At 63.8% G+C, this 21,471-nt stretch carries 19 protein-coding genes; 13 read left to right on the top strand and 6 right to left on the bottom strand.

What is annotated here, in order from left to right; all coding sequences use genetic code 11:
- Nucleotides 1-37 precede the first annotated feature (37 nt).
- From fepC to fepD, 3 genes are read right to left on the bottom strand one after another with little or no spacing between them, the layout of a single operon-like run.
- Nucleotides 38-826, bottom strand: coding sequence for an iron-enterobactin ABC transporter ATP-binding protein (gene fepC, locus DW58_RS08505; RefSeq protein WP_024550842.1), 789 nt, complete (start codon nt 824-826; stop codon nt 38-40).
- Nucleotides 823-1,812 carry an iron-enterobactin ABC transporter permease gene (fepG, locus tag DW58_RS08500; protein ID WP_024550841.1) on the bottom strand — a complete coding sequence of 330 codons (990 nt, stop codon included), beginning with the start codon at nt 1,810-1,812 and terminating at the stop codon, nt 823-825. Before fepG ends, fepC begins: the two co-directional genes overlap by 4 nt.
- Nucleotides 1,809-2,816, bottom strand: a complete 1,008-nt coding sequence (fepD, locus tag DW58_RS08495; RefSeq protein ID WP_024550840.1) for a Fe(3+)-siderophore ABC transporter permease — start codon at nt 2,814-2,816, stop codon at nt 1,809-1,811. Before fepD ends, fepG begins: the two co-directional genes overlap by 4 nt.
- A 113-nt stretch (nt 2,817-2,929) precedes the next feature.
- On the opposite strand from fepD, the gene entS reads away from it, so the two are divergent.
- Nucleotides 2,930-4,171, top strand: coding sequence for an enterobactin transporter EntS (gene entS, locus DW58_RS08490; RefSeq protein ID WP_024550839.1), 1,242 nt, complete (start codon nt 2,930-2,932; stop codon nt 4,169-4,171).
- A 69-nt stretch (nt 4,172-4,240) separates the two neighbouring features.
- On the opposite strand, the gene fepB is transcribed toward entS, so the two are convergent.
- Complete coding sequence (gene fepB / locus DW58_RS08485) at nt 4,241-5,179, bottom strand: Fe2+-enterobactin ABC transporter substrate-binding protein (protein WP_051195560.1); 939 nt, start codon at nt 5,177-5,179, stop codon at nt 4,241-4,243.
- 226 nt (nt 5,180-5,405) lie between these two features.
- Here fepB and entC point away from each other — a divergent pair, with 226 nt between their 5' ends.
- The 8 genes from entC to DW58_RS08445 all read left to right on the top strand — a co-directional run bounded on the left by entC (nt 5,406) and on the right by DW58_RS08445 (nt 13,983).
- On the top strand, nt 5,406-6,584 hold the full coding sequence (entC, locus tag DW58_RS08480) for an isochorismate synthase EntC (protein ID WP_024562650.1): 1,179 nt from the start codon (nt 5,406-5,408) through the stop codon (nt 6,582-6,584).
- A gap of 8 nt (nt 6,585-6,592) precedes the next feature.
- The gene (locus DW58_RS08475; protein ID WP_024551096.1) at nt 6,593-8,203 is read left to right on the top strand and encodes a (2,3-dihydroxybenzoyl)adenylate synthase; all 1,611 of its coding nucleotides are present in this window, start codon (nt 6,593-6,595) and stop codon (nt 8,201-8,203) included.
- Nucleotides 8,204-8,222: 19 nt separating this feature from the next.
- A complete protein-coding gene (locus tag DW58_RS08470) occupies nt 8,223-9,095 on the top strand; it encodes an isochorismatase (protein WP_024551095.1) in 873 nt (290 codons plus the stop codon).
- Nucleotides 9,095-9,850 (top strand): 2,3-dihydro-2,3-dihydroxybenzoate dehydrogenase, encoded by a 756-nt coding sequence (dhbA, locus tag DW58_RS08465; RefSeq protein ID WP_035885594.1) that lies wholly within the window; start codon nt 9,095-9,097, stop codon nt 9,848-9,850. Before DW58_RS08470 ends, dhbA begins: the two co-directional genes overlap by 1 nt.
- Nucleotide 9,851: 1 nt before the next feature.
- Nucleotides 9,852-10,265 (top strand): proofreading thioesterase EntH, encoded by a 414-nt coding sequence (entH, locus tag DW58_RS08460; RefSeq protein WP_024551016.1) that lies wholly within the window; start codon nt 9,852-9,854, stop codon nt 10,263-10,265.
- Nucleotides 10,266-10,582: 317 nt separating this feature from the next.
- On the top strand, nt 10,583-12,688 hold the full coding sequence (gene cstA / locus DW58_RS08455) for a pyruvate/proton symporter CstA (protein WP_024562648.1): 2,106 nt from the start codon (nt 10,583-10,585) through the stop codon (nt 12,686-12,688).
- Between the two features lie 61 nt (nt 12,689-12,749).
- Nucleotides 12,750-12,947 carry a YbdD/YjiX family protein gene (locus DW58_RS08450; RefSeq protein ID WP_024550181.1) on the top strand — a complete coding sequence of 66 codons (198 nt, stop codon included), beginning with the start codon at nt 12,750-12,752 and terminating at the stop codon, nt 12,945-12,947.
- A 16-nt stretch (nt 12,948-12,963) separates the two neighbouring features.
- Complete coding sequence (locus tag DW58_RS08445; RefSeq protein WP_024550182.1) at nt 12,964-13,983, top strand: CobW family GTP-binding protein; 1,020 nt, start codon at nt 12,964-12,966, stop codon at nt 13,981-13,983.
- A gap of 54 nt (nt 13,984-14,037) precedes the next feature.
- Here DW58_RS08445 and DW58_RS08440 read toward each other — a convergent pair whose 3' ends face one another.
- Both DW58_RS08440 and DW58_RS08435 read right to left on the bottom strand, forming a co-directional pair.
- Nucleotides 14,038-15,105, bottom strand: coding sequence for an SDR family oxidoreductase (locus tag DW58_RS08440; RefSeq protein WP_024550907.1), 1,068 nt, complete (start codon nt 15,103-15,105; stop codon nt 14,038-14,040).
- Nucleotides 15,106-15,273: 168 nt separating this feature from the next.
- The gene (locus DW58_RS08435; RefSeq protein ID WP_024550906.1) at nt 15,274-16,359 is read right to left on the bottom strand and encodes an oxidoreductase; all 1,086 of its coding nucleotides are present in this window, start codon (nt 16,357-16,359) and stop codon (nt 15,274-15,276) included.
- A gap of 258 nt (nt 16,360-16,617) precedes the next feature.
- Here DW58_RS08435 and DW58_RS08430 point away from each other — a divergent pair, with 258 nt between their 5' ends.
- The 4 genes from DW58_RS08430 to DW58_RS08415 are packed head-to-tail and all read left to right on the top strand — an operon-like array spanning nt 16,618 to nt 21,445.
- Nucleotides 16,618-18,123 carry a sugar ABC transporter ATP-binding protein gene (locus DW58_RS08430; protein WP_024562466.1) on the top strand — a complete coding sequence of 502 codons (1,506 nt, stop codon included), beginning with the start codon at nt 16,618-16,620 and terminating at the stop codon, nt 18,121-18,123.
- Complete coding sequence (locus DW58_RS08425) at nt 18,120-19,115, top strand: ABC transporter permease (protein ID WP_024562467.1); 996 nt, start codon at nt 18,120-18,122, stop codon at nt 19,113-19,115. The genes DW58_RS08430 and DW58_RS08425 overlap by 4 nt, the downstream gene beginning before the upstream one ends.
- A 21-nt stretch (nt 19,116-19,136) precedes the next feature.
- Entirely contained in the window at nt 19,137-20,201 is a 1,065-nt protein-coding gene (locus DW58_RS08420) for a sugar ABC transporter substrate-binding protein (RefSeq protein WP_024550337.1), read from the top strand.
- Nucleotides 20,201-21,445, top strand: a complete 1,245-nt coding sequence (locus DW58_RS08415; RefSeq protein ID WP_024550336.1) for an LVIVD repeat-containing protein — start codon at nt 20,201-20,203, stop codon at nt 21,443-21,445. The genes DW58_RS08420 and DW58_RS08415 overlap by 1 nt, the downstream gene beginning before the upstream one ends.
- The last annotated feature ends 26 nt before the right edge of the window (nt 21,446-21,471 follow it).

Genomic DNA, 21,471 nt, shown 5'->3' with positions numbered 1-21,471 from the left:
TGGGTAAGCGACGCTTACCCACCCTGAACGCGCGCGGCTACGGGCGTCCCAGCGGCACAATCAGCGGGGTGTGGGCCACTGGATCGTCAATGATCATGCAGCGCATACCGTAGACCGCCTCGATAAGCTCGGGAGTAACGATCGCTTTCGGCGCGCCCTCGGCCACCACCTTGCCGTCGCGCAGCGCGATCAGGTGCGTGGCGTAGCGGCAGGCCTGGTTCAGATCGTGCAGCACCGCCGCCAGGGTATAGCCGCGATCGCGGTTGAGGGTGCGCAGCAGCTCCAGCAGATCGATCTGATAGCTGATATCAAGCCAGGTGGTGGGTTCATCCAGCAGCATGATCGCCGTCTCCTGGGCCAGCACCATGGCGATCCACGCCCGCTGGCGCTGCCCGCCGGAGAGCGTATCCACGCTCTGGGAGGCCAGCGCTTCTACGCCCGTCGCCTTCATCGCCCGGACGACCGCCTCCTCATCCTCCTTGCGCCAGCGGGTAAACAGCGGCTGGTGCGGGTAGCGACCGCGCGCCACCAGCTCCTGCACCGTAATATCCCCCGGCGTGGTCGCGTTTTGCGCCAGTAAACCCACCCGTTTCGCCACCTCTTTGGTGGCGTAGCGACTAATCGCCTCGCCGTCCAGCAGCACCTCGCCGTGAAGGGGCTTCATCAACCGGCTCAGGGTGCGTAACAGGGTCGACTTGCCGCAGCCGTTGGGGCCAATAATCGCCGTAAAGTGGCCGTCGGGGATCGCCACGCTTAAGCCGTCGGCGACCACGTGTTTACCGTAGCCGAGGGTTAAATCGCTGCCGTACAGACGAGAATGGGTCATCTCTTGCGGGACTCCTGAATCAGCAAGGCGATGAGATAGATACCGCCGATGCTCACGGTAATTACCCCTACCGGAAGCTGGTAAGGCATAAACAGGTGCTGCGCGCACAGATCGGCGAGCAGCAGCAGCGTGGCGCCACACAGCGCCGACTGGGTCAGCCCCAGGCGCGCCGTACCGGAGAGGCGGCGCACGATGTGTGGCGCAACCAGCGCAATAAAGGAGATCGGCCCGGCCAGCGCGGTGGAGGCCGCGGTCAGCAGCACGGCGGTCAGCATCAGCAGCAGGCGCGAGCGCTCAACCGGCACGCCGAGCGCGCAGGCGCTGTCGTCGCCCATCTCCAGCAGCCGCATGCGGCGCACCAGCAGGCCGGCGGCGATAAACATCAGCACCATCACCGGCACCGCGGGGAGGGTTTTGCTCCAGGTCAGGCCGTTAAGCGATCCGGCATTCCATAGCCCGGCGGAGATGGCCGTCTCCAGCGAGGCGTGCAGCAGCAGCCAGGTGTTGAACGCCACCAGCATGGCGCGGGTGCCGATGCCAATAATGATCAGACGGAAGGTATCAATGCCGTTGCGCCAGGCCAGCAGCCAGACCAGCAGCGAGGTGACAATCCCTCCCACCATCGCGGCCAGGGTGATGGCGGTCTGGTGCTGACCAAACAGCACCATCGCCACCAGCACGCCGCTCCAGGCCCCGGTATTAAAGCCCATTACGTCAGGGCTGCCGAGCGGGTTACGCATCAGCGACTGGAACATGGCGCCGCTGACGCCAAGCGCTGCGCCCACCAGTAGCGCCATGGCTACGCGCGGCAGGCGCCACTCCACCACGACCATCGACATGGCGCGCGGGGCGCTGCCGGTCAGGGCATCCAGCACCTGGCCGGGAGTGAGGATCACGCTTCCGGCGCGCAGCCCCCATCCGACAAACAGCAGCGCCGCCAGAATAAACAGCCCCAGCACCAGGGCAAGACGCGACAGGCGGCTCATAGCGTCACCCCGTTACGGCGACGACGCACCAGCCAGATCAGCACCGGCGCGCCGATAAAGGCGCTGACCACCGAGACGCGCAGTTCGCCCGGCACCAGCAGTCGGCCAATAATATCGGCAAGCAGCAGCAGGGCAGGGGTCGCCAGCATCGTCACCGGCAGCGTCCAGCGGTGGTCCGGCCCCACCAGCCAGCGGGCCAGGTGCGGCATCATCAGGCCGATAAACGCGATGGGGCCGACGGCGGCGGTGGCGCTACCGCACAGCACGGTGATCGCCAGCAGTCCGAGGATCTGGGTGCGCGCCACGCGGCTGCCGAGCGCGGTGGCGGTGTCGCTGCCCATGCTCAGGCTGTTCAGCGCCCGGCTCAGCAGCAGGGCGACCGCGGCGGCGGCCAGCACCGGCAGCAGAATGATTTTCAGCGGCAGCAGGCTGCGGATATCCAGCGAACCGGCCTGCCAGAAGCGCAGCTGGTCATACACCTGGGGATTGAGCAGCGAGATGCCGCTGGTCAGCCCCTCCAGCACCGCCGCCAGCGCCACCCCGGCCAGCGTCAGGCGCACCGGGTTGAGCTGCCCGCCGCCCTGGCTGCCGGTCAGGGCGACAATCAATGCGGCCAGAAACGCACCGCTGAAGGCCAGCGTCAGTAGGGTTAGGGGGGAGAGGGACGTCATTAGCGCCGCGCCGATGACAATGGCGAAACTGGCCCCGGCGTTAACGCCGAGCAGGCCCGGGTCGGCGAGCGGGTTGCGGGTGAGGGTTTGCATCAGCGCGCCGGCAATGCCCAGCGCCATACCGGCCAGCAGCCCGGCGAGGGTGCGCGGCAGACGCGCATCCAGCACGATGATGCAGTCCGCGCTCTGGCAGCTACCGGCCAGCGCGTCCATCACGGTGCCTGGCGGCAGCGCTTTGGCGCCTGTCAGCAGGCTGAACAGCATCACAATCAGAAGCAGAATTAAGAGGCTCAGCACAATGTAAGGGCGGGCTGAAAACCGTGACCACGACATAACACACTTCCCTGACATGATAATGATATTAATTATCGTTATCGCTCTTTGCGGATTATGTTAGCATGAGCCCCCTGCTATCCGGTAAGGAAAATTGGTGTTAAGGCCCTGTAATGAACCGACATTCAATGCTGCTCAACCTGAGTTTGCTCAAGACCCATCCTGACTTTCGCGCTGTCTTTATTGCCCGTTTTATCTCCATTCTCTCCCTCGGCCTGCTCGGCGTTGCCATTCCGGTACAGATCCAGACCCTCACCGGGTCGGCGTTGCAGGTCGGCCTGGCGGTAACCCTCACCGGCAGCGCGATGTTTATCGGCCTGATGACGGGCGGCGTGCTGGCCGACCGGCACGAGCGCAAGCGCCTGATCCTGCTGGCGCGTTCCACCTGCGGACTGGGGTTTATCGGGCTGTGCCTTAACGCTGCGCTGCCCCAGCCGTCGCTGGCGGCCATCTATCTGCTGGGTGTCTGGGACGGCTTCTTCGGGGCGATTGGCGTCACGGCGCTGCTGGCGGCGACGCCAGCGCTGGTGGGTCGTGAGAATCTGATGCAGGCGGGGGCGATCACTATGCTCACCGTGCGGCTTGGCTCGGTGATCTCCCCGGTGGCGGGCGGCCTGCTGCTGGCCTGGGGCGGGGTGGTGTGGAACTACGGTCTGGCGGCGCTGGGCACCTTTATTACCCTCCTTCCGCTGCTGCGCCTGCCGCGCTTAGCCCCGCCGCCCCAGCCGCGCGAACACCCGCTGCGTGCCCTGTGGGCCGGGCTGCGCTTTTTGCTGCACAGCCCGCTTATCGGCGGCATTGCGCTGCTGGGCGCGCTGCTGACGATGGCGAGCGCGGTGCGGGTGCTCTATCCGGCGCTGGCTAACCACTGGCAAATGAGCGCCGGGGATATCGGCCTGCTCTATGCGGCGCTGCCCGCCGGCGCGGCGCTCGGGGCGCTGACCAGCGGTAAACTGGCGCACAGCGCGCGACCGGGGGCGCTGATGCTGGCGACCACCCTCGGCGCCTTTATCGCCGTGGCGATGTTCAGCCTGATGCCCAACGGCGCATTAGGGATGCTGTGCCTGGTGGCGGTCGGCTGGCTCAGCGCCATCAGCTCTCTGCTGCAATACACCCTGATTCAGCAGCAGACCCCGGAGGCGATGCTGGGGCGCATCAACGGACTCTGGACGGCGCAAAACGTCACCGGGGATGCCATCGGCGCGGCGCTGCTCGGCAGCATGACGGTGGTGATGGCGCCGATGTACGCGGCCAGCACCGGCGGAGCGGTGCTGACGCTGGCCGGCGTCGTGCTGCTGATGCTGCTGACCACGCTGCGGCGTTTTCGTCAGCCAGAGACCCCGACGGCGCCATAACCCCAGCGGTTTACTCGCCTCACTCCGCCAGGCGATGCCGGCGGGGGTGGGGCACAACCGCCGCGCCCGTCAGCCCGCCGGTGTCGCAAACCGCGCCATCAGCTGCTCCAGCGTTCGGGTGGCGCTGTAGTAATCGAGCCGGAACGTCTCGGTACCGAGGGCGTACACGCGCTGCTGCTTCACCGCCGGAAGATGCGCCAGCAGCGGGTTGGCATAGATCGCCTGCGCGTCTTTCTCGTCCCCGGCAAACAGCAGCAGATAGTCGCCGTTGAGACCCGCCGCCAGATTTTCACCGCCCAGCTGGATGATGTCGTGACGTTTGCCCATGCTCTGGCTGGCATGCAGCGCGGCGGGCGGCGTGGCGAGGGTAAAACCGATCTGCTGCAACAGCTGTCCCTGGGCGGAATCCGGCGTCCAGAGATTCGCCGCGCGCGCCGCCGGGTTATACACCAGCGCGCTGACCGTACCAGCGGGCAGGGCAATGCGGCTGCGCGCCGTCTCCAGCTGCTGATTGAAGCTGGCAATGCGTGCCGCCGCCTGCTGTTCGTGGCCGGTTATCTCACCGAGTTGGGTCAGCAGCGTCTGCCAGCTCTTATCGTCGTAGTTGACCACCAGCGTCGGGGCAATGGCGGAGAGCTGCTCGTAGAGCGCCATCGCGGAATCACCGCCGGTGGCGCTGATAAGGATCAGATCCGGCATCTGCGCGGCGACCGCTTCGGCCACCGGTTCACCAATCCACAGGCGCTGCACGTTGTGCTCGCGGGCAATGTCGCTCCACTGGCGGAAAAAGCCCTGGCTGTCCGCGACGCGGTTACCCGGTGACGTTGCCCCGCTGGCGATGACCGGCGCATCGATCGCCAGCAGCGAGCCGGTGAGGGTAACGCTGGTCGAAACAATGCGCGTCGGCGCACGCTCCAGGGTATGCGTGCCCTTACTGTCGGTGATCTGACGCGGCCATTCCGCCGCCCCGGCGTTTACGGCAATTCCGAAAAACAGTGCGCCCGCCATCAGGGCGACGCGTAAGCCTGCAAAACAACGTATCACGGTGAAAAAGTCCTGTTTTATGGTTTAATAATGCTTCTCATTTTCATTGTTGGCGGCGCAGGATGCAAGCGAAGGTGACGTCAGGTTCGCATCCACAGAGTTGACTTCCGGGTCGATTGCTTTTAGGTTAGCGCCCCAAAATACAAATGATAATTATTACCAACAGGCATAGCATTGTTTGGAGGATCGCATGGATACGTCACTGGCAGAGGAAATGCAGCAAGGGGCTGCCCGGGTTTCAGCGGACGACTTTTTCTTTATGTCGCCGTTTCGCAGTTTCATCGCCTCCGGCTGCGTCAGCCGGGTGTCGCAGCCCGCGCTTGACGGCGACCAGGTGGACGGCAGCTTCCAGCAGGCGGTGAAAGACGCCTTCGCCCACGCCCGGTCGCAGGGCGTGACGAAACCGGTGTTAGTGGGGGCTATCCCGTTCGACACCTCGCGCCCGTCGGCGCTGTTCGTACCGGCCCGCTGCGAGAGCTTCTCCCGCCCGGCGCGCCAGAAAGCGGCGCTCTACCAGCCAGAGACTACCGCGCTGCGGGTGACCGGCAGGGACACGCTTCCCGACCAGCCGGTATTCGAGGCGATGGTGGCCCGCGCCGCTGCGCTTACCGCGACCCCGCAGGTCGATAAAGTGGTGCTCTCCCGGCTTATCGATATCACCACCGATCTCCCGCCCGACAGCGGGGCGCTGCTGGAGCGGCTTATCGCCCAGAATCCTGCCAGCTTCAATTTCCACGTGCCGCTGCCGGACGGCGGCGTACTGCTCGGCGCCAGCCCGGAGCTGCTGCTGCGCAAAGAGGGCACGCATTTCAGCTCGCTGCCGCTGGCCGGTTCGGCCGGACGTCAGCCGGATGACACCCTCGACCGCGAGGCGGGCCGTCGCCTGATGAACTCGGAAAAAGACCGCCATGAGCATGCCCTGGTCACCGGGGCGATGAAAGCGGTGCTGGCCCCGCGTAGCCGTACCCTGAGCCTGCCGGACACCCCGCAGCTCATCACCACCCCGACCCTGTGGCATCTGGCGACGCCGATTGAGGGCGACGTGCGCGATGCGCATGAGAACGCCCTGTCGCTGGCCTGCCTGCTGCATCCGACGCCGGCGCTGAGCGGCTTCCCGCACGAGGTTGCCAAAACCCTGATTGCCGACCTTGAACCCTTCGATCGCGATCTGTTTGGCGGCATCGTCGGCTGGTGTGACGAAGAGGGGAACGGTGAGTGGGCGGTCACGATCCGCTGTGCGCGCATCACGGGAAATCAGGTGCGCCTGTTTGCCGGCGCGGGCATCGTCCCGGCCTCTTCTCCGGAAGGGGAGTGGCACGAAACCGGCACCAAACTCTCCACCATGCTCAACGTATTTGGACTCAACTGAAGGTAGCTATGACCGTTTCTTATACCCGCTGGCCGGACGATCTCGCCGCACGCTATCGTGAAAAAGGCTACTGGATCGACAGGCCGCTGACCGACATTCTTACGCGCCACGCCGACAGCGATGCCTGTGCGCTGATCGATGGCGAGCGCACCTTCAGCTACCGCGACCTGAATGCCGCCTCGGATCGCCTGGCCGCGGCGCTGCAACGCCAGGGGCTAAAGCACGGCGAAACCGCGCTGGTGCAGCTTGGCAACGTGGCGGAGTTTTACATCACGCTGTTTGCGCTGCTGAAGATCGGCGTCGCGCCGGTGAATGCCCTGTTCAGCCATCAGCGCACCGAACTCGACGCCTACGCCGGACAGATCGCCCCGGCGCTGCTGGTGGCCGACCGCGAACACGCGTTCTTTGCCAGTGATGAGACGCTGAGCCAGTTTGTGGCGACCCACGGGTCGCTGCGCGTGGTGGCGCTGCGCAACGAGGCGGGCGAGCACTCCCTCGAAGCCATGATTGATGAACCGGCGGGAGCGTTTGTCGCCAGCCCGACCCCGGCGGACGAGGTGGCGTTCTTCCAGCTCTCCGGCGGCAGCACCGGCACGCCGAAACTTATCCCGCGCACCCATAACGACTACTACTACAGCATCCGGCGCAGCAACGAGATCTGCGATTTCAGCCCGGAAACCCGCTACCTGTGCGCGCTCCCGGCGGCGCACAACTATCCGCTCAGCTCTCCTGGGTCGCTCGGGGTGTTCCTGGCCGGTGGTAGCGTGGTGCTGGCCCGGGACCCGAGCGCTACGCTCTGCTTCCCGCTGATTGAACAGCACCGCATCAACGTCACCGCGCTGGTGCCGCCGGCGGTGAGCCTCTGGCTGCAGGCGATTCAGGAGTGGGGCGGCAACCAGCAGCTCGCCTCGCTGCGTCTGTTGCAGGTCGGCGGCGCGCGGCTCTCGTCGTCGCTGGCCGCGCGGATCCCCGCTGAGATCGGCTGCCAGCTGCAGCAGGTGTTCGGGATGGCGGAAGGGCTGGTGAACTACACCCGTTTAGACGACAGCGACGCGCGCATCTTCAATACCCAGGGCACGCCGATGTGTCCGGACGATGAGGTGTGGGTGGCGGACGAAAACGGCAATCCGCTGCCGCGCGGCGAGGTCGGGCGGCTGATGACCCGTGGCCCGTACACCTTCCGCGGCTACTACAACAGCCCGGCGCACAACGCTCAGGCGTTTGATGCCAACGGGTTTTACAGCTCCGGGGATCTGATCGCCATCGACGAGGATGGCTACATTACCGTTCAGGGGCGCGAGAAAGATCAGATCAACCGCGGTGGGGAGAAGATCGCCGCCGAGGAGATCGAAAACCTGTTGCTGCGCCATGAGGCGGTGATCCACGCCGCGCTGGTGAGCATGGAGGACAGCCTGCTGGGCGAGAAGAGCTGCGCCTGGCTGGTGACGTCACGCCCGGTGCGGCCGGTGGAGATGCGCCGCTGGCTGCGCGAGCTGGGCGTCGCCGATTTTAAACTGCCGGATCGCGTGGAGTGCATCGACTCGCTGCCGCTCACGCCGGTCGGCAAAGTCGATAAAAAAATGCTGCGCCAGTGGCTCGCTGAACGCGCACAAGCCTGAACGATGAAAGGGAAAGACAATGGCCATTCCAAAACTTAACGCCTATGCGCTGCCTGCCGCGCAGGAGATCCCGACCAGCAAAGTGAGCTGGCCTTTTGAGCCGCAGCGCGCTGCCCTGCTGATCCACGACATGCAGGATTACTTCGTGAACTTCTGGGGCGACAACTGCGCGATGATGGAACAGGTCATCGCCAACATCGCGGCGCTGCGCCAGTTCTGCAAACAGCAGGGCATTCCGGTCTACTACACCGCCCAGCCGAAAGATCAGAGCGACGCCGACCGCGCGCTGCTCAACGATATGTGGGGGCCGGGGCTTAACAAGCACCCGGAGCAGCAGCAGGTGGTGGCCGCGCTGGCGCCGGATGCTGACGATACGGTGCTGGTGAAGTGGCGCTACAGCGCGTTCCACCGCTCGCCGCTGGAGCAGGCGCTCAAAGAGACCGGACGCGATCAGCTGATCATCACCGGGGTCTACGCCCATATCGGCTGCATGACCACCGCCACCGATGCGTTTATGCGCGACATCAAACCCTTTATGGTGGCCGATGCGCTGGCGGACTTCAGCCGGGAAGAGCACCTGATGGCTCTGAATTACGTGGCGGGCCGTGCCGGTCGCGTGGTGATGACCGCCGATCTGCTCCCCCAGCAGGAGAGCGCCGACGTGCCGGCCAGCAAAGAGGCGCTGCGCGCGCTGGTGCTGCCGCTGCTCGACGAATCCGACGCCCCGTACGATGACGACAACCTTATCGACTACGGTCTGGATTCGGTGCGCATGATGGCGCTGGCGGCCCGCTGGCGTAAAGTGCATGGCGATATCGATTTTGTGATGCTGGCAAAGAACCCGAGCATCGACGCCTGGTGGGCGCTGCTCTCCCGGGAAGGCGCGCGCTGATGGCCGGACTGGATTTCAGCGGCAAAACCGTCTGGGTCACCGGCGCAGGCAAAGGGATTGGCCACGCGACGGCGCTGGCCTTCCTTGACGCCGGGGCCAGCGTGGTGGGCTTCGATCTGGCCTTCGACCAGCCGTCTTACCCGTTTCGCACCGAAGTGCTGGACGTCGCCGACGCCGACGCGGTGGCGCAGGTTTGCCAGCGGGTACTGACCGACACCGCCGCGCTCGACGTGCTGGTCAACGCCGCGGGCATCCTGCGTATGGGGCCGACCGATGCGTTGAGCCACGACGACTGGCAGCAGACCTTCGCCGTCAACGTCGGCGGGGCGTTTAACCTGTTCCAGCAGACCATGCCGTGGTTCCGCCGCCAGCAGAGTGGGGCCATCGTTACGGTGGCCTCCGACGCGGCGCACACCCCGCGCATCGGCATGTCGGCCTATGGTGCCTCGAAAGCGGCACTGAAAAGCCTGGCGCTGACCGTCGGCCTTGAGCTGGCTGCCAGCGGCGTGCGCAGCAATGTGGTGTCGCCTGGCTCTACCGATACCGACATGCAGCGCGTGCTCTGGACCCGCGATGATGCCGAACAGCAGCGCATCAAGGGCTTCGGCGAGCAGTTTAAGCTCGGCATTCCGCTCGGCAAGATTGGTCGTCCGGCAGACGTGGCCGCCACCGTGCTGTTTCTTGCCTCCGACGCTGCAGGCCATATCACGTTGCAGGATATCGTGATCGACGGCGGCTCAACGCTGGGGGCATAGGATGATCTGGAAACGTCATTTATCGCTGGATGAGCTGAATGCCACCAGCCTCAATACGCTGGTGGCGCACCTCGGCGTGGTCTACACCCGCATCGGGGACGACACCCTGGAAGCTGAAATGCCGGTGGATGCCCGCACCCACCAGCCGTTCGGCCTGCTGCACGGCGGCGCGTCCGCCGCGCTGGCGGAAACCCTCGGGTCGATGGCGGGCTACCTCACTACCCGTGACGGACAGTGCGTGGTCGGCACCGAGCTTAACGCCACCCACCATCGGCCGGTTTCGCAGGGCAAAGTGCGCGGCGTCTGCCAGCCGCTGCACCTGGGGCGTCAGAGCCAGTCGTGGGAGATCACCATTTTCGACGAGCAGGGCCGCCGGGTTTGCACCTCGCGCCTGAGCACGGCGGTGATGGGATAACCCCGCCCTTACTCCGACCCTCTGCCACAGGGGAGGGCGCCCCGTTTTGGTCGGGGTGGCCTCTCCCGACATCGCCCCACACCGCTGCTTCTCTCTCGCCTGCCTGAAGCGGGGCCGGTGAGGGAAACCCCTCGCTGTCTACCCTTTGTACAACGCCATTGCACGCCGTTTCCCTCGTAAAGTGATCCCGCTAGCAATGTCAGGTAAATCCCTCCCGTCGCGCCCCTTTTATCCGGATTCAGCGTTGTTAAATTTTGGCTGCTGATATAGATACAAAATGTAACACCTTTGCTGCATCACACTGACGGACAACAACTATGAATAAATCAGGGAAATACCTTATCTGGGTGGCGCTGTCGTTGCTAGGCGCGTTTGCCCTCGGATATATCGCTCTCAATCGTGGCGAACAGATCAACGCGCTGTGGATCGTGGTCGCCGCGGTGTGTGTTTACCTTATCGCCTATCGCTTCTACGGCATCTTCATCGCCCGTCGCGTGCTTGCCGTCGACGGCACCCGCATGACGCCCGCGGTGCGGCATAACGATGGCCTCGACTATGTGCCAACTGACAAAAAGGTGCTGTTCGGTCACCACTTTGCCGCTATCGCCGGTGCCGGGCCGCTGGTCGGGCCGGTTCTGGCAGCCCAGATGGGCTATCTGCCGGGGATGATCTGGATCCTGGCCGGTGTGGTCCTGGCCGGTGCGGTGCAGGATTTCATGGTGCTGTTTGTCTCCACCCGCCGCGACGGGCGCTCGCTCGGTGAGCTGGTGAAAGAGGAGATGGGCCCGACCGCCGGAGTGATTGCCCTGGTGGCCTGCTTTATGATCATGATTATCATCCTGGCGGTGCTGGCGATGATCGTGGTGAAAGCCCTGACCCACAGTCCGTGGGGAACCTATACCGTCGCCTTTACCATTCCGCTGGCGGTCTTTATGGGGATCTACATCCGCTATATCCGTCCGGGGCGCATCGGCGAAGTGTCGATCATCGGTCTGGTGATGCTGATTTTCGCCATCATCTCCGGCGGCTGGGTGGCGGAAAGCGAAACCTGGGCACCGTGGTTTGACTTCACCGGGATTCAGCTGGTGTGGATGCTGGTGGGCTACGGCTTCGTTGCCGCAGTGCTGCCGGTCTGGCTGCTGCTGGCCCCGCGTGACTACCTCTCCACCTTCCTGAAAATCGGGACCATCGTCGGGCTGGCGATTGGCATCCTGATTATGCGTCCGACGCTGACCATGCCGGCGGTGACGAAATTCATCGACGGTACCGGCCCGGTCTGGTCCGGCAACCTGTTCCCGTTCCTGTTTATCACCATTGCCTGCGGCGCGGTGTCTGGTTTCCATGCGCTGATCGCCTCCGGCACCACCCCGAAAATGCTGGCCAATGAGAATCAGGCCTGCCTTATCGGCTACGGTGGCATGCTGATGGAGTCGTTCGTTGCCATCATGGCGCTGGTGGCGGCCTGCGTTATCGACCCGGGCGTCTACTTCGCGATGAACAGCCCGATGGCGGTGCTGGCACCGGCGGGCGCAACCGATGTGGTGGCCTCGGCCGCGCAGGTGGTAACCAGCTGGGGCTTCCAGATCACCCCGGAGACCCTGACGCAAATCGCCAACGAGGTGGGTGAGCAGTCGATCATCTCCCGCGCGGGCGGGGCACCGACCCTGGCGGTGGGGATGGCGTACATCCTGCACGGTGCGCTGGGCGGCCTGATGGATGTCTCATTCTGGTATCACTTCGCCATTCTGTTTGAGGCGCTGTTTATCCTGACGGCGGTGGACGCCGGGACCCGTGCGGCGCGCTTTATGCTGCAGGATCTGCTGGGCGTAGCGGCCCCGTCGCTGAAGCGCACCGACTCGCTGCCCGCTAACCTGCTGGCGACCGCGCTGGTGGTGCTGGCCTGGGGCTACTTCCTGCGCCAGGGCGTGCTTGACCCGCTGGGCGGCATCAACACCCTGTGGCCGCTGTTCGGCATCGCCAACCAGATGCTGGCCGGTATGGCGCTGATGCTCTGCGCCGTGGTGCTGTTCAAAATGAAGCGTCAGCGCTACGCCTGGGTGGCGCTGGTGCCGACCGCCTGGCTGCTGATCTGTACCCTGACCGCCGGCTGGCAGAAAACCTTCAGCCCGGATCCGAAAGTCGGCTTCCTTGCCATCGCCAACAAGTTCCAGGCGATGATCGACAGCGGCACCATCCCGGCACAGTACACCGTGTCGCAGCTCAATCAGCTGGTGTTTAACAACCGTCTCGACGCCGGACTGACCATGTTCTTTATGGTGGTTGTGGTGGTGCTGGCCTGGTTCTCGCTGAAAACCGCACGGGCGGCGTTGAAGTCCGACAAGCCGACGGCCAACGAAACGCCGTATGAGCCGATGCCGGAAGATGCAGACCGCATCGTTGCCCAGGCGAAAGGCGCGCACTAAGCCCTGGCCCTCTCGCGGCGCATCGGCCTTCACCGGTGCGCCGCCAACCGGAGTAACCACGATGTTCGATACTCTTGCAAAGGCCGGGAAATACCTCGGTCAGGCAGCAAAGCTGATGGTCGGCGTACCCGACTATGACAACTACGTGCAGCACATGCGTCTCAACCACCCGGACGAGCCGCCAATGAGCTACGAAGAATTTTTCCGCGAGCGTCAGGATGCGCGCTACGGCGGTAAAGGCGGCGCGCGTTGCTGCTGATTAAAAGGAAGACGTCATGACGACTGCCGTATCCGTCACCCTGCTCACCGGTTTTCTCGGTGCGGGTAAAACCACCCTGTTAAACCACTACCTTCATCATCACGCCGACAGTTCGGTGGTGATTGTCGAGAACGAATTCGGCGCCGTCGGCATCGACGGACAGCTGCTCGCCCGGGGCGACAACATCCGCGTCGTTGAAGTGAGTAACGGCTGCGTATGCTGTAGCGTGCGCGGCGAGTTTACCGAGGCGATGGTCGATCTGCTGGATCGTCGCGCCTCCGGCGAAATGCCCTTTGAGACGCTGATCGTGGAAGCCACCGGCCTCGCCGATCCCGGCCCCATCATTCAGACCTTCTTTACCGAGGAGCGGCTGCGCGAATCGCTGCGGCTGGACGCGGTAATCACCCTTGTGGACTGCCAGCACATCGGCCAGCAGCTGGATGAGCATCCGGTGGCCGCGGCGCAGATTGCCTTTGCCGACCGCCTGCTGCTGACCAAAACCGACCTGTGCGACGAGGCGCATAAAGAGGCGATGCTGGCGCGTATTCACCGCATCAATAACAAAGCGCCGCTGCTGGCGATCCATCACGGCGCCTGCCCGCCCGGGGAGTGGCTGAACATTGCCGCCTTTGAGATGGACGACCGCAACGCGCTGACCGAGGGCTACCACATTATCTCCGCCCGCGCCGACGCGCCGGGCCGCTTCCGACCCTTCGCCACCACCCGCGCGGAACCGACGCCGGACGTGATCCAGGCGCACGTGTTCGACGCCGGCACGCTGGATTTGAAAAAGATCGGGGCGTTTATGGAGCGCTGCATCGCCGACCACGGCAACGACATGCTGCGCTACAAAGGCGTGCTGGCGATCGACGGGCAGCCACAGCGTCTGGTGGTGCAGGGCGTGTATAAAGTGGTGGGCTTTGATTACGGTTCAGCGTGGCAGGAGAGCGAAACCCCGCACTCGCGGCTGGTGATCATTGGCCGCTACCTGCCTGTGGAGCAGTTAGGACGCGCGTTTGCCGAGACCGCAAGCTAAGCGTGGCTTCAGCCCGCAGCACAACGGTGCACGCCAGGCGTGCACCGCTCAGGATCAGCGGGGAATGATGTTCTCCGCTTTCAGCTTTTCAAACAGCGCGATAAAGGCGTCCGGGGTGGAGCGATACCCGGTAAACCCGGCTTTGCGGCTCTTGCTCATATCGGTGAAGGCTTCCATCGGACGGCCCAGATCGGCATCGGTGTGCCACCATGAGGCAAGTCTGGTGATGTCCGCTTCGCGTAGCTGATACCGGGCGGCGATCTCCTGCCAGGCCTCTGCCGCCTCCTGCATCCGCGTTTCCAGCGGCATCGCCCGTCCGGGATACTCCGCCGCCTCAATGCCAAACCAGGCGGCCAGCCGCGGCCACAGCCAGTTCCAGCGGAACACATCCCCGTTGACGGCGTTGAAATCTTCATTTGCCGCTTCCTCAGACGTGGCGGCCCACAGCAGCTGTTCGGCCAGTAGTCCGGCGTCGGTCATATCCGCCAGGCCGTTCCACTGCTCCGGCGAGCCGGGGAAGATAAACGGCCAGCCTTTTTCGCGGCACAGGGTAGCGTAGACCGCCAGCGTCTGGCCCATGTTCATGGCGTTACCCACGGCATAGCCGATGATGGTGTGCGGACGGTGGACGCTCCAGCGATAGCCGTATTTCTTCGCACCGGCGAACACTTCGTCCTCCTGGGCGTAGTAGAAATTTTCCACGGGCTGGCGTCCCTGCTCTTCGCGGAACGGCGTAACGGGAACGGCGCCTTTGCCATAGGCTTCGAAGGGGCCGAGATAGTGCTTCAGGCCGGTAATCAGCGCCACGTGAGCGCCGTTCAGGCGTTCACCCAGCGCCTCAATGACGTTACGCACCATCCCGCCGTTAACGCGAATATTTTCCCGCTCGTTCTCCTGCCGTGACCAGACGCTGAAGAACAGCGCATCGGGCTTCACGTCCGCCAGCGCTTCACGCACCTGGTCGCTGTCCGTCAGGTCGGCGGTGAGGCTGCGGCAGCCTTCAGGCGCGGCGCTACGCCCGCGGGAAAGCCCGGTGACCTGCCACCCTTCATGCTGCAGTTTTTCGGCCAGCGCGCGACCGTTGATGCCGCTGATACCGATAATCAATGCCTGCTTTTGCATTTCACTCCTCCTCTTGTGCGTTGATCCTTAGGGTAGTCGAGAATTTCAGCTTTACCGGAGACAGAGGCAGTTCTGACTTGCCGGGTGAGGCGAGAGGCGCCATCGGCGGCGAGCCAATGGCGTGGGCGAATAACGGCGGGAGAACGGACGACGGGGTGGTGGCTGAGGTTAGTTTCCCCAGCGTTCCACCTTCTCAAAGGCGGCACGCAGCCGCTGCGGGGTGACCTCGCCCGGCAGATAGTGGATGGATTCCACCGGACGCAGGGTATGGGCAATCACCTTCTCAAGCTCGGGGCTGTGGATATCAACCTCCAGCTGCGCCAGGGTAGTCGGCAGGGTGAAACGCTGCCACGCCGCAATCAGGGTGTCCAGCACCTCGTCCTGGCCGAGCAGGGCGCTCTGCACCAGAATGCCGTAGGCCACTTTGGTGCCGTGCAGGAATTTGTCGGTCTGGGGCAATACGGTCAGGCCGTTGTGCACCGCGTGTGCCGCCGCAACCCGCGTATAGCGCTCGCCCAGCCCGCCCACCATGCCGCCACCGGCGATAATCGCCTCCACCACATCGCAGAAATCCTGGCTCAACACGCCGTTCTGCTGGTCGGCCAGCGCGGCTTCGCTCTGCGTCAGCAGCATATCGCGAATAACCTGCGCCCCGTTAATGCCGAGCCGCACCGTCAGCGGTAGCGTCTCCGGCTGCGGCGCCAGCACCACCGCTTCATACCATTTCGCCAGGGTGTCGCCGATCCCCGCCAGCAGATATTCCGCCGGGGCATTGAGGATAATCGTTGGCTCCACCAGCACCAGATGGTTGGCATCGTCAAAAATTTCGAAATGCAGCGCCTGCCCGGCGTCGTTGTACCACACCGAAAGCGGCGTCCAGGCCGCGCAGGTGGCCGCCACGGTCGGTATGCCGACTACCGGGACGCCAAGACGGCGCGCCAGCGCTTTGGCGGTATCCAGCAGCGTGCCGCCGCCCACGCCGATGACCACGGCTCGATCGTCACCAGCTTCCTGTGCCAGCGCGGCGACGTCGCGTTCGCTGCAGTGGCCGCGGAACAGGATCTGTCGTGCGCCCGGGGCGTTGAAACTCGCCGGCAGGAAGGGGCGCGCCGCGGCGATGGCGCGCTCGCCGTAGACCCACACCGCGCGGGAGAGCTGCTCAGGCGTGTAGAAGTCATCAAGTCGCGCCAGCGCGCCTGGGTGGGCGTAATAGTTGGCCGGGCCGGGAACCACGCGAATAGCGGTATCAGTCATGATGTTGTCCTTTTTTATTTTCCCGACACCTTAGCACGAGCAGACTTCCAGACGTCCATATAAATACGGGTTATCAGATGCAATTTTTTCATGTTGGCCGCCAGATCGCGTGGCAACATGAATAATTTTGATGTTACATCCAGACATCTGGACGGCTAATATTTTTTTGCTTTATCTTATGCCGATTCGTTCATTGCCAGCAGATATATCCTCGTGAAAAAGTGGCAAAACCCCCAACCCGTGCAGGAGAGTGCCGCCATGTCCGTAACGCAACGCCTTGAAATGCGGAATATCTCCATTGCCTTCGCGGGCGTTAACGCGCTCAGCGGGGTGGATTTCACCCTGCACGGCGGGTCGGTCCATGCGCTGACCGGGGCCAACGGGGCGGGAAAATCAACCCTGATGGCGGTGCTGTGCGGCACGTATGCAGACTACACCGGCCGCATCGCCATTGACGGCGAGCCGGTGGAGATTCGCTCGCCGCGCGAGGCGAAAGCGCTGGGCATTCACCTGGTGCAGCAGGAGGTGGACGTCGCGCTGGTGCCGGGCCTGAGCGTGGCGGAGAACATTCTGCTGGACGATCTGGCGCAGCCTGGCCATCGCTATCGCTGGGGAGCCATCCGGCAACGCGCACGGCAGGCGCTGGCCCAGCTGGACTGCGATCTGGACGTGAACCGGCGTATTGACGACTGCACCCTGGCGCAAAAGCAGCAGGTGCTGCTGGCCCGGGCGCTGTCGCACCGCTGCCGCTTTCTTATTCTTGATGAACCCACCGCGCCGCTGGATCAGCACGAAAGCGAGCGCTTATTCGCCGTGGTGAAGCGCCTTCAACAGCAGGGTATCGGCGTGGTGTTCATTTCCCACCGTTTGCAGGAGCTGAACGAGGTGTGCGACACCCTGACGGTGCTGCGCGACGGGCGGCTTATCGAATCCGGCCCGATGCAGGCGCTGACCCCCGGCGAGATCGTCGAGAAGATGCTGGGCCACCAGCTCACCGACCTCTACCCGCCGCGCCGCGCCGAGCAGGGAGGCGAGACGCTGCTGCGCGTCAGCGGCCTGCACGACGACGCCCTGCTGGACAATATCTCCCTGCACCTGCGGCGCGGCGAAATCCTCGGCATTGCCGGGCTGGCGGGGGCGGGGAAAACCGAACTCTGTAAGGCGCTGTTCGGCGCCAGTAAAAGCCGCGTTGATGAGGGCGAGCTGAACGGCGCGCGCTGGCGTCCGCGGGATCCGGCGGACTCGGTGGCGCGCGGGCTGGCGCTGATCCCCGAGGAGCGTCGCAAAGAGGGCATTTTTATTGATGAACCGGTGGCCATGAACCTGGCGGTGAGCGCCGATCGTCACTTCTCACGCTGGAGCCTGTTCGGGCACCGTGCGGCGTGGCGCTGGGCGGAGCAGGTGATCGCCCGTCTCGGCGTGCGCACTACCGGGCCTGGGCAGACGCTGCGTCGTCTGTCGGGCGGCAACCAGCAGAAGGTGGCGATTGGCAAATGGCTGCGCGGCGGGGCAGAGGTGCTGATTTTTGACGAGCCGACCAAAGGCGTGGACGTCAAAGCGAAAAGCGATCTGTTTGTCCTGATCGACCAGCTGGCCCGGGACGGCAAAGGGGTGATCTACGCCTCGGGCGAGTTCAACGAGCTGGTTGGGCTGTGCGACCGCATCTGCGTGCTGTGGGACGGGCGCATCGTCGCCGAAATGGAAGGCCGCATGGCCTCAGAAGAAACATTATTACTCTACTCCACCGGAGGAACCCCCGCGTGAACAAAGCCGTAGCCCTGAAACCGACGCTGTCGGCCCGTCAGCAGATCATCGAGTTTCTCTATAAGTGGGGGATGCTGGTCACCGTGGTGGCGCTGATTGCGATCTTCGGTATCGCGTCCGACAACTTCCTCGACCCGAACAACATCATCAATATTCTGCGCTCCATCGCCATCGTGACGGTGATTGCGGTGGGGGTGTCGATCTCGCTGACCATCGGCGGCTTTGACCTGTCGGTGGGCTCCACCGCGTCGCTGGCCAACGCGCTGGTGATTTCGCTTTTCGTCTGGCACGGCTTCGGGACCACCGAAGCGATTGTGGTCACGCTGCTGCTCTGCACCCTGGTCGGGCTGTTTAATGCCTTCCTGATCGTGGTGCTGAAAATTCCCGATATGCTCGCCACGCTTGCCAGCCTGTTTGTTATTCAGGGCGTGGCGATGACTTACAGCTACGGCGGCTCCATCACCGAGAACATGGTGCTGCCGAGCGGCGATATGGCGGAAGGCATGATTCCCGCGGCGTTTGGCCTGCTGGGCCAGGTGCCGATCATCGTCATCATCATGCTGGCGGTCACGCTGGTGGCGCAGCTTGGCCTGTCGCTAACCACCCACGGGCGGCGCATGTACGCCATCGGCGGCAACCCGGAGGCGGCGCGCCTCTCCGGGATCCGCACCACCCGCTATAAGGTGGCGGCCTACGTGATTGCCTCGCTGCTGGCGGGCCTCGGCGGCATTCTGCTGGCCTCGCGCATCGGTTCGTCCCAGGTGAATGCCGGCGGCGGCTATCTGATGGACGCGGTGGCGGCCGCCTGGATCGGCTTCTCGTTGGCAGGCTCCGGTAAACCCAACGCGCTGGGCACGCTGGTGGGGGCGGTGATCCTCGGCGTGCTCTCCAACGGGCTGGTGATGCTCTCGGTGCCGTACTACGCAATGGACATTATCAAAGGGCTGGTGCTCGCCGCCGCTCTGGCTATTACCTACATTCAGCGACGTTAACCTTTCAGACAGGGAATTATGATGAAAAAAATTACGCTTTCACTGCTGGCGCTTGGCCTGTTCAGCGCGCTACCCGGTTTCGCCGCCACGCCTGCCCCGGTGCCGGAGGCCATTGCCGGTCACAGCGGGCCAATCCGCATTGCGGTTATCCGCAACCTCGGCTCCGATGACAACACCACCCAGTTTGTTGCCGGTGCGATCCAGCAGGGCAAAAAGCTGGGCTTTAAGGTCAGCACCTTCCTGAGCAACGGCGACGATGCGAAGTTCCAGGACTTCGTGAACCAGGCCATCAGCCAGAAATATGACGGCATCATTCTCTCCCAGGGGCGTGACCCGTACTCCACGCAACTGGTGAAGCGCATCGTCGATGCCGGTATTAAGGTGTCGGTTTTCGATACCGCAGTGAGCGGCGACATTCCGGGCGTCACCGTGACCCAGCAGGATGACGCCTCCCTGACCAACCTCTCTTTCGGCCAGCTGGCAAAAGACTTCAACGGCAAAGCCAACATCATCAAGCTGTGGGTCGCCGGCTTCCCGCCGATGGAGCGCCGCCAGGCGGCGTATAAAGCGCTGCAGCAGCAGTACCCGGAGATCAAGGAGCTGGAGTCCATCGGCGCGGTGTCCTCTGATGTGCAGGGCGATACCGCCAATAAAGTGGGCGCCGTGCTGGCCAAGTATCCGAAAGGGCAGATCGATGCGATCTGGGGCACCTGGGATGCGTTCAGCCAGGGGGCGTATAAGGCGCTGAAAGAGAACGGCCGTACCGAGATCAAACTCTACAGCATCGACATCTCCAACCAGGATTTGCAGCTGATGCGTGAGGCGGGCAGCCCATGGAAAGTGAGCGTGGCGGTGGATCCGAAGCTGATCGGTGCGACTAACGTGCGCCTGATCGCCAACAAAATTGCCGGTGAGCCGACGCCTGCCACCTACGACTTCAAAGCTGCCGCCATTCCGCAGGCGCTGCTGACCAGCCAGAGCGGTGCCGTGAACGTCGCCAGCCTCGGCAAAATCATTCCCGGCTGGGGCCAGACCGACGATTTTATCGCGCCCTGGTTTGCCACCCTTGAAGCGCAGCACAAATAATGGCGACCGAACCTCCTCGTCCTGACTACAGCCGCAATATGCGGCTGATTGGCCACAGCGATCAGGGCGGCCGCCCGGACGGCGTCCAGCTGATGGTGCATCGCGGCTATGCGTATGTGGGTCATATGGTGTCCCAGGGGTTTACCATCGTCGACGTGCGCGATCCGAAAAACCCGCAGGCGGTGGGGTATGTGCCCGCGCCGCCGGGTACCTGGAATGTGCATCTGCAGGCGCATGACGATCTGCTGCTGGTGATCAACGCCCGGGATCTGTTTGCCGATGCGCGGTTCGCTGACGAAAAGGTCTACTACACCCGTTCGGTGGGTGACACGGTGCGTGATGTGCAGGATCGCGGCTGGTGCGCCGGGCTGCGGATTTTTGATATTGCCACCCCGGACAAGCCGCGGGAAATCAGCTTCCTGTCGCTGAACGGTATCGGTATTCACCGCATCTGGTACGTGGGGGGACGCTGGGCGTACGTCTCGGCGCTGATCGACGGCTTTACCGACTACATCTTCCTGACCATCGATCTGGCCGACCCGCGCAGGCCGGAGGTCGCCGGACGCTGGTGGCTGCCGGGCATGAACGAGGCCGCGGGCGAGCAGCCGTCGTGGCCCGAAGGCAAACGCTATGCGCTGCATCACGCCATTATCGCCGGGGATACCGCCTACGGCAGCTGGCGCGACGGCGGGCTGACGCTGCTCGACGTGAAGGACCGCACCCGGCCAACGCTTATCAGCCACCGAAACTGGAGTCCGCCGTTTGGCGGCGGGACGCACACCGCGCTGCCGCTGCCGGATCGCGATCTGCTGGTGGTGCTGGATGAGGCGGTGCTGGACAATCAGGAGGATGGCGAGAAGCACATCTGGCTGTTTGATATTCGCGAGCCGTCAAACCCCATCAGCATTGCGACCTTCCCGCAGCCGGACGAGGCGGACTATGTGGCAAAAGGGGCGCACTTCGGCCCGCATAACCTGCATGAAAACCGCCCCGGCAGCTTTGTCAGCTCGACGCTCATCTTTGCCACCTGGCAGAACGCCGGGGTGCGGGCGTATGACATCTCGAACCCATACCGCCCGGTGGAGACCGGCGCGCTGGTGCCCGCCGCGCCTGCACGCATGATGGACACCCGGCCCGGACGCCCGCAGGTGATTCAGTCCTGCGACGTGTTTGTGGATGCCCAGGGCATCATCTACAGCACCGATTATAACGGTGGTCTGTCGGTGATTGAGTATCTGGGATAGGTCGACACAGAAGAGGGTGGGCGGGT

The sequence above is a fragment of the Siccibacter turicensis LMG 23730 genome, from assembly GCF_000463155.2.
Lineage (GTDB): Bacteria > Pseudomonadota > Gammaproteobacteria > Enterobacterales > Enterobacteriaceae > Siccibacter > Siccibacter turicensis.
This window is presented reverse-complemented; position numbering and strand designations above follow the sequence as displayed.